We start from the raw sequence: 8,189 nt of genomic DNA, 5'->3' as shown, positions 1-8,189 counted from the left end.
CCGCCGTCGACATCCGCAAGCAGCGCGCCGTCACGGCTCGCCAGCTGGCCCGGCTCACCCGCATCGAGGAGCTGGCCGGGGCGCTGCCCGAGGGCACGTGCTTCGCGCCCGACCGGCCCGCCGAGGAGCTGACGGCGGCCGTGGCGGCGGTGCCGGCGGCCTACGCGCCCGAGTGCCTGTCCGCCTGCGAACTCGCCTTCCACTGCCGGGACCGGGCCCGCGCGGCCGACGCGGTCACCCGCCTCGGCCGGCCCCTGCGGGCCGAACTGGGCGGCCTGGCCACGGTCGGGGAGGTGCTGGCCGCCGCCCGCGGCGAGAGCGGCGACCCCGACGACCCGGCGGTGGCCGCGCTGCGCCGGGCCGCTGCCCTGCGCGCGGAGGCCCTGGCGGCGGCCGCGGAGGTGACCGCGTGTCCCTGATCACCACGCTCGCCCGGCTGGAGGCCGTCGACAGCGGCCGGGCGCAGCCGGCGGCGACGGTCCGGCACCGGCAGCTGTCCGACCGTCCGCTGGTGTTCGTGCCGCTCACCACCGCGGGTGAGACCGGCGCCCCGCTCGGCGCGCTGGTCGGCACCGACCGGGACGCGCCGCGCCTGCTCGTCGTCCCGCAGCCCCGCGACCGCGATCTGCGCTTCACGTTCCTGGCCGAGCTGGCCGACGTCGTCCTGCCCCACATCGACGCCCACGCGCAGTCGGTGGAGCAGACCGAGCGGACCGAGACCGACCCGGCCACCGGCAAGCGGGTCAAGGTGGCGGCCGAGCTGTGCGCGGACGCGCCGCAGCTGATCGTGCCGAGCCGTCCCGGCCTGGACCTGGTCCGGTTGCTGGGCCGCTCGATGCGGTTCCGGCGCACCGCGGAGCAGGATCCGGACGCGCCCCATCCGGCGCCGCCCCGGGTGCCGTTGCTCGGCCGCTGGCTGACCCACTACGGCGAGCGGGCCCGGGTGCCCGGTTCCTCGCTGCTGCTCGCCCTGACCGATGTGCTCTCCCGGCACTGGGCGACCGGCCAGTCCGGCCTGGAGGACCAGCACCTGGGGGCGCTGCTGGCCTGGATCGACCCCCCGCGGGGCCTGACCGGCGCGGAAGCCGCCCGCCGGGCCGAACTCGCCCGGGACGCCGACGGGCAGCTGCTGTGCCCGCCGGCCGGCCCCGCCACCGACCCGGCGTTCGACAACAAGCTGCTGGCTCCGGCGATCGAGCGGTACGACCGGGCGCGGACCGCGCTGGCCGCCGCCGAGGACCCGCTGGAGGCCGACGGCCGGCTGGCCGCGCTCACCCGGGCCGAGCGGGAGGTCCGCGACCTGGTCGAGAGCCGCGCCCGGCCCACCTGGGACGCGGTGTGGCGGGGCCTGGACCTGCTGCGGACGCTGCCGGCCGGAGCACACGTGGAGGAGCGCTGGACCCGGGACCGCTGGTCGTTCACCGCGCACCGGGACCGGGTGCTGGCCGGCGAGCCGCCGCAGCCGCGCCGGGACGACGCGGTGACGGCGGCGAACAAGCTGGCCACGCGCGAGCGGGAACAGGCCCGGCTGGAGGCGCAGGAGGCGCTGGACGACCCGCTGGAGATGGCGGGGCGGCGGCTGGCCGGAGAGGCGTTCGCGGGCGAGGTGACCGGTGTCGAGACGGCGTACAGCGAGGGGAAGCGGCCGAGCCCGCGCCCGCTGGTGACGGTCCGCACCGAGGACCGGCCGCACCTGGCGGAGCGGACGCGGGTGTACCGCTCGCTGGGCGGCAAGCCGCAGTCGGCGGAGTTCGTGGGCGAGGAGGCGGAGGGTGTCCTCGTGCTGCGGATCCTGGACCGGATGGGCCGCGGCAAGGAGCCCGAGCCCGGGTCGGTGCCGGAGAAGGGCGACCGGGTCTGCTTCACGCTGTTCGAGCACGAGCAGCGCGGCGGCGCGAAGCTGCCCGACCCGGAGGAGACCCCGTGGACGCACGGCGGCCCGCCGGGTGAACCGGCGCCGGAGGCCCCCGACCCCGTGACCGAGGAGGACGTGCTGTGACGACCGTCGACTTCGACCCCGGAGCCGAGGCCGCCCGCGCCACCGACGCCATCCTGGACGACACGCTGCACGGCGGCCGGCGGGGCGTGGTGGTGGACTCGCCGCCGGGCGCCGGCAAGTCGACGCTGGTGGTCCGCGCGGCCCTCGAACTGGCCGACGCGGGCCGTCCGCTGATGGTGGTGGCGCAGACCAACGCGCAGGTCGACGACCTGGTCCTGCGGCTCGCCGAGAAGAACCCGGACCTGCCGGTGGGCCGGCTGCACAGCAGCGACGCCGACGCGTACGACAAAGCGCTGGACGCCCTGCCGCAGGTGCGTACGGCGGCGAAGGCCGCCGAGCTGACCGGCCTGCCGGTCGTGCTGTCCACCGCGGCGAAGTGGGCGCACGTGAAGACGGACGAGCCGTGGCGGCACGCGATCGTGGACGAGGCCTACCAGATGCGCTCCGACTCCCTGCTGGCCGTGGCCGGCCTGTTCGAGCGGGCGCTGTTCGTGGGGGATCCCGGGCAGCTGGACCCGTTCTCCATCGTCGGCAGCGAGCAGTGGGCGGGCCTGTCGTACGACCCCTCGGCGTCCGCCGTCAGCACGCTCCTGGCCCACAACCCGGACCTGCCGCAGCACCGGCTGCCGGTGTCCTGGCGCCTGCCGGCCTCGGCGGCGCCCCTGGTCTCCAGGGCCTTCTACCCGTACACCCCCTTCCGCAGCGGCACCTCCCACGGCGACCGCCGGCTGGCCTTCGCGGTCGCCTCGGACGGCTCCGGGCCGGACCGGGTGATCGACGAGGCCGCGGAGTCCGGCTGGGGCCTGCTGGAGCTGCCGGCCCGGCACACCCCGCGCACGGACCCGGAGGCGGTGCGGGCGGTCGCGGCGGTCGTCCGGCGCCTGCTGGACCGGGGCGGGGCGACGCTCTCGGAGCGCGCACCGGATCCGGCCCCGCTCACCGCGGACCGGATCGCCGTCGGCACCGCGCACCGCGACCAGGCGGCGGCGGTCCGCGCGGCCCTGGCCGGCCTCGGCGTGCCGGACGTGACCGTCGACACCGCGAACCGCCTGCAGGGGCGCGAGTACGACGTCACGGTCGTCCTGCACCCGCTCTCCGGCCGCCCGGACGCGACCGCCTTCCACCTGGAGACCGGCCGCCTGTGCGTCCTGGCCTCCCGGCACCGCCACGCCTGCATCGTGGTCTGCCGCGCCGGCGTCACCGACCTCCTGGACGACTACCCCTCCACGGAACCGGTCCAGCTCGGCACCCTGGTGAAGTTCCCGGACGGCTGGGAGGCCAACCACGCGGTCCTGGCCCACCTGGCCGAACACCGGGTGAGCTGGCGCCCCTGACCCGACCGACCACCCCGGCCACCCCACCGCCGGACGGAGGCCGGCACGCCGCCGGAGGCGGCCCATGAACACAGCCCGGACGGCTGGGAGGCCAACCACGCGGTCCTGGCCCACCTGGCCGGACACCGGGTGAGCTGGCGCCCCTGACCCGACCGACCACCCCGGCCACCCCACCTGGCCGGACACCGGGTGAGCTGGCGCCCCTGACCGCTGCCCGGGACGTCTCCGGAATAAGCGGAGACTCTCTCCTGTTAGCACCGGGACAGCTCGTGTCGGAACAGGAGGCCCAGACCGTGGTGGCAGACGAGGCAGACGAGATCCGGGGGGACAGCCACGGCAGCGCCCCCGCCCCCCTCTCCGTACTGGACCTGGTGACCGTCGGCGCGGGCAGTACCGCGACGGACGCCCTGCGGACCAGCGTCGCGCTCGCCCGGCTGGCGGAGTCCCGCGGTTTCCACCGGTACTGGGTCGCCGAGCACCACTCCATGCCCGGTGTGGCCTCCTCCTCCCCCGCCGTGATCCTCGCCCACCTCGCCGCCCACACCGACCGCATCCGGCTCGGTTCCGGCGGTGTCATGCTGCCCAACCACGCCCCGCTGGTGATCGCGGAGCAGTTCGGGACGCTGGAGGCGATGGCGCCGGGGCGGATCGACCTGGGCCTGGGCCGGGCACCGGGGACGGACGGGGCCACCGCCGCCGCCCTGCGCCGCACCGACACCCTGAACGAGGGCGCCGACGACTTCCCGCAGCAGCTCGCGGAGCTGACCCGGTTCCTGGACGACAGCTTCCCGGACGGGCACCCGTACGCCCGGATCCACGCGATCCCCGGCCCGGTGCAGGGCACCACCCCCGGCGGCGTGCAGTCCCCGCACCGCCCGCCGGTCTGGCTGCTCGGCTCCTCCGGCTTCAGCGCACAGCTGGCCGGCATGCTGGGCCTGCCGTTCGCCTTCGCGCACCACTTCTCCGCGCAGAACACCATCCCGGCCCTGGACCTGTACCGGCAGACCTTCCGGCCCTCCGCCGCGCTGGCCGAGCCGTACGCCCTCATCGGGGTCTCCGCGATCGCCACGGACGACGAGCGCGAGGCCCGCCGGCAGTCCCGCGCGGTGGCCCTGAACATGCTGCGGCTGCGCACCGGCCGCCCGGGCCTGTTCCCGGACCCCGAGGACGTGGAGAGCCACCGGTTCAGCCCGATGGAGGAGGAGTTCGTCGCCTCCTGGACGGCCAACATCGTGCACGGCACCGCCGACGAGGTCCGCGCCGGCCTGGACGACCTGCACAAGCGCACCGGCGCCGACGAGCTGATGCTCACCTCGCACGCGCACCGCGGCGAACTGCGCCTGCGCTCGTACGAACTGATCGCGGACGCCTACGGGTTGCCGACCGCGTAGGCCTGCTCCCCCAGCAGCTCGGAGATACGATCCGGCGACACCGGCCGGGAGTACAGCCAGCCCTGCCCGGTGTCGCAGCCGATCCGGCGCAGCCGGGTGGCCTGCGCCGAGGTCTCCACGCACTCCGCGGTGACCGTCAGGCCGAGCCGGTGGGCAAGCTGGATCATCGCCTCCACGATGACCTCGTCGGCCGGGTTGGGGGCGACCGCCTTCTTGTCGCCCTCGTACTGGAAGCCGCGCACGAAGGAGCCGTCCAGCTTCAAGGTGGAGACCGGCAGCCGGCTCAGGTAGGCGAGGTTGGAGTAGCCGGTGCCGAAGTCGTCGATGGCGATGCGCACGCCCATGTCGCTCAGCGCCTGCAGCGCCTGGAGCGGCCGGCCGGCCGAGCCCATCACCGCCGATTCGGTCAGCTCCAGCTGCAGCAGGTGCGGGGCGAGTGCGGTCTCGGCGAGAACCTCCGCCACGTCGGCCACCAGGTCCGAGTCCCACACCTGGCGTACGGCGACGTTGACGCTGACGAAGATGGGCGGCTCACCGGGGTGGTCCAGCTGCCAGCGGCGGGCCTGCCGGCAGGCGGTGCCGAGTGCCCAGCGGCCGAGCTGCACGATCGAGCCGTCCTCCTCCGCCAATCCGATGAACCGATTCGGCGTCAAGGTGCCGAACTGCGGGTGGTGCCAGCGGATCAGCGCCTCGACGCCGTTGAGCCGGCCGTCCTCCATGGCCACCAGCGGCTGGTAGTCGAGGACGAACTCACCGCGCTCGATGGCGGGCCGGAGGGTGGAGGACAGCGCCTGACGGGTCATCCGGTGGGCGTTGCGCTCGGGGTCGAACAGGGTCCAGCGGCCCTTGCCGTCGGCCTTGGCCCAGTACAGCGTCGTATCGGCCGCCTGCATCAGGCCGGTTGCCGTCGTACCGGCCGCGTGCCGCTCGACGACACCGATGGAAGCGGTCAACGACAGCCGCTGCCCGGCCAGATCGAAGGGTTCCTCCAGTGCCTTCAGGGCGGACTCGGCGAGGTCGGCGAGCTGTTCGGTGCCGGTGGAGTCCTCCACGAGCAGCGCGAACTCGTCGCCACCGAGCCTGGCCACCAGGGGAGTTGCCGCGCGGGCGTACCCGGTCTCGTCGGCGACCCGGGTCAGGCGTTCGGCCACGGCCGCCAGCAGCCGGTCGCCGACGCGGTGGCCGAGGGTGTCGTTGACGGCCTTGAAGCCGTCGACGTCCAGGTAGCACAGGCCGATCCGGCCGGTGCCGCTCTGCTCGTAGGCCTCCGCCTCCAGCGCGGCCGTCAGGCGCTCGAAGAACAGGGTCCGGTTGGGCAGCCGGGTCACCGGGTCGTGCATCTGCAAGTGCCGCAGCTGGGCCTGGAGTTCTCGGCGTGAGCTGATGTCGGCGACCGACATCAGGACGCCGGGCTCGCCGCCGGTCAGCGGGGCGACGGTGACCTGCACCCACAGCGAGTGCCCCTCGGGGCGTTTGAGGCGGCGGGTGCAGCGCAGACGGGCCTGCCGGCCGCGCAGCACCTCGCGGTAGGCGTGCCAGCTGCGGGCGTCGGAGGCCAGGTCCACCAGGTCGGCGGCGACCCGCCCGGCGAGGGTGTCCGGGTCGGTGCCGAGCAGCTCGCCGAGGGCGGTGTTGGCGCTGATGACGTAGCCCTCGGGGGCCACGACCGCCATGGCGAGCGGCGCGGTCGCGAAGACACGGTGGTAGGTGGTGTGGTGACTGTCTGTGACGGCTGACCGGTCGAGGTCTGCCGCGGGCGTCGGCCCTTCGGACGTTCCGCTCACCGCTCGCTCCCGCAGTGCACTCGATCTGTGTCCGTGCCTGTCCGTGCCGGAAAGTGTGCCGATCATAGAGGCTGGCCCCGGGCCCTTCCAGCCACTGTCCAGTCTCCCGGACGGAGCACCGGTTCTGACAGATCGTTTCTGCCCGCACCTGGACGGGTTCTACAGCCCCCCGACCAGTTGTGACGTTCCGTGAGTGTTTCGGGGTGTCGGGCGCCGGGGCGCGCCGGCGTACGGCTGGGAGCGCACTCACTCTTCTGGTGCAGGCAAACAGGGCAGAACGCGGCGAATACCAGCAATCTGGGTGCGGGTCCCGCGAACCGCATCCGGAGGTCAAGTCCGTGCCCAAGCTGCGCAGCACCGCCGCCGTGTTCACCACGCTGTCGGCGCTGGCCGCGACCTCCATCTTCTCCGGCCCGTCGGCCGCCGAGCCGTTCTCCACGGCCCCCTGCGCCCTGCCGCGCACCGAGGCCCACCACTCCGAGGGCGTGGACGGCTGGGACCCCGCCTTCACCCGTCCGGCCGGCGCACTCGACGCGGTGATGGTCTTCCTCTCCTTCCCGGACGCCACCCCGCGCACCACCCCGGCCGAGCTGGCCGCCGACCACTTCCCGGCCACCAGCCGCTTCTACGAGCAGGCGTCCTACGGCCGGTTCACCCTGCGCCCGCACCCGCTGAAGCACTGGCTGCGCATGCCGCGCCCGTCGACGTCGTACGCCATGCGGCGGGACTGGAACGCCGAGGACCGGGCCGCCTACCTGCGGGACGCGTTCGCCGTGGCCGACAAGGAGGTCGACTTCTCGCGCTACCCGGTCGTGTACCTGGTCGCCGATCCGGACGCGCCCGGTGTCGACTCGGACGCCACCAAGGTGGTGAACCTCGAGACGCCCCTGCGCGCCGACGGCACCGACATCCACCGGGTCGTCACGGTCTTCGAGCACCATCCGCCGGACCGGCTGGTTCTCGCCCACGAGACCGGCCACGTCTTCGACCTGCCCGACCTGTACCACCGCCCGGTCGACGGCAAGGGCGACTGGGACACCTACGTCGGCGACTGGGACCTGATGGGCAGCCAGTTCGGGCTGGCGCCGGACCTGTTCGGCTGGCACAAGTGGCGGCTGGGCTGGCTGGGCCCGCGCCAGGTGGTGTGCGTGCGCGGCGCCGCGCCGACCCGGCTCACCCTGGAGCCGCTCGCGGCCGGGCCGGGCGTCACGGTGCCGGGCGCGGGCGGCACCCCCGCCTTCGGCCTGGGCGACGGCGTCAAGCTGGCCGTCGTGCGCACCGGCCCGGACAGCGCCCTCGCCTTCGAGGCGCGCGGGGCGGCCGGGAACGACCGGCTGTCCTGCCGGCAGGGGATCCTGGTCTACCGGGTGCACGGCGGCGCCGAGTCCGGCGACGGGCCGGTACAGGTCGTGGACGCCCACCCGCGTTCCGAGGCCTGCTGGGAGAACTCGGTCTACCCGCCGCTCGCCGATGCCCCGGTCTTCCTCGGGGAGAGTTTCACCGTGCCCGGGGAGGGTGTGAAGGTGGAGGCGGAGGGCCGGACGGCCTCGGGGGCGTGGACCGTGAAGATCACACCGGGGGTCGAGAGCTGAGGACGCCGAGGGCCGAGGGTGCCGAGGCGTAGGCGTATACGAAAACGGCGGGCCGGATTCTTTCGAACCGGACCCGCCGTTTCCTTCGC

5 protein-coding genes and 1 pseudogene are annotated in these 8,189 nt (G+C 74.5%); 5 read left to right on the top strand and 1 reads right to left on the bottom strand.

What is annotated here, in order from left to right; all coding sequences use genetic code 11:
• From IE312_RS40695 to IE312_RS18185, 4 genes and pseudogenes are all read left to right on the top strand, one after another.
• Positions 1-419 (top strand): annotated as a pseudogene (locus tag IE312_RS40695) (hypothetical protein); the annotation flags it as partial.
• Complete coding sequence (locus tag IE312_RS18195; RefSeq protein WP_189983031.1) at positions 410-1,999, top strand: amino acid adenylation domain-containing protein; 1,590 nt, start codon at positions 410-412, stop codon at positions 1,997-1,999. The pseudogene IE312_RS40695 and the gene IE312_RS18195, both read left to right, overlap by 10 nt.
• Positions 1,996-3,333 carry an AAA family ATPase gene (locus IE312_RS18190; protein ID WP_189983030.1) on the top strand — a complete coding sequence of 446 codons (1,338 nt, stop codon included), beginning with the start codon at positions 1,996-1,998 and terminating at the stop codon, positions 3,331-3,333. The genes IE312_RS18195 and IE312_RS18190 overlap by 4 nt, the downstream gene beginning before the upstream one ends.
• A gap of 293 nt (positions 3,334-3,626) precedes the next feature.
• The gene (locus tag IE312_RS18185) at positions 3,627-4,724 is read left to right on the top strand and encodes an LLM class flavin-dependent oxidoreductase (RefSeq protein ID WP_189983028.1); all 1,098 of its coding nucleotides are present in this window, start codon (positions 3,627-3,629) and stop codon (positions 4,722-4,724) included.
• On the opposite strand, the gene IE312_RS18180 is transcribed toward IE312_RS18185, so the two are convergent.
• On the bottom strand, positions 4,703-6,508 hold the full coding sequence (locus IE312_RS18180) for a putative bifunctional diguanylate cyclase/phosphodiesterase (RefSeq protein WP_189983026.1): 1,806 nt from the start codon (positions 6,506-6,508) through the stop codon (positions 4,703-4,705). The genes IE312_RS18185 and IE312_RS18180 overlap by 22 nt on opposite strands.
• Before the next feature lie 338 nt (positions 6,509-6,846).
• On the opposite strand from IE312_RS18180, the gene IE312_RS18175 reads away from it, so the two are divergent.
• Positions 6,847-8,100, top strand: a complete 1,254-nt coding sequence (locus IE312_RS18175) for a M6 family metalloprotease domain-containing protein (protein ID WP_189983024.1) — start codon at positions 6,847-6,849, stop codon at positions 8,098-8,100.
• The last annotated feature ends 89 nt before the right edge of the window (positions 8,101-8,189 follow it).

It is taken from the genome of Streptomyces capoamus (assembly GCF_014654935.1).
Taxonomy (GTDB): domain Bacteria; phylum Actinomycetota; class Actinomycetes; order Streptomycetales; family Streptomycetaceae; genus Streptomyces; species Streptomyces capoamus.
Note: the sequence above shows the minus strand (reverse complement) of the source record. Positions and strands in the feature narration are given on the sequence as shown.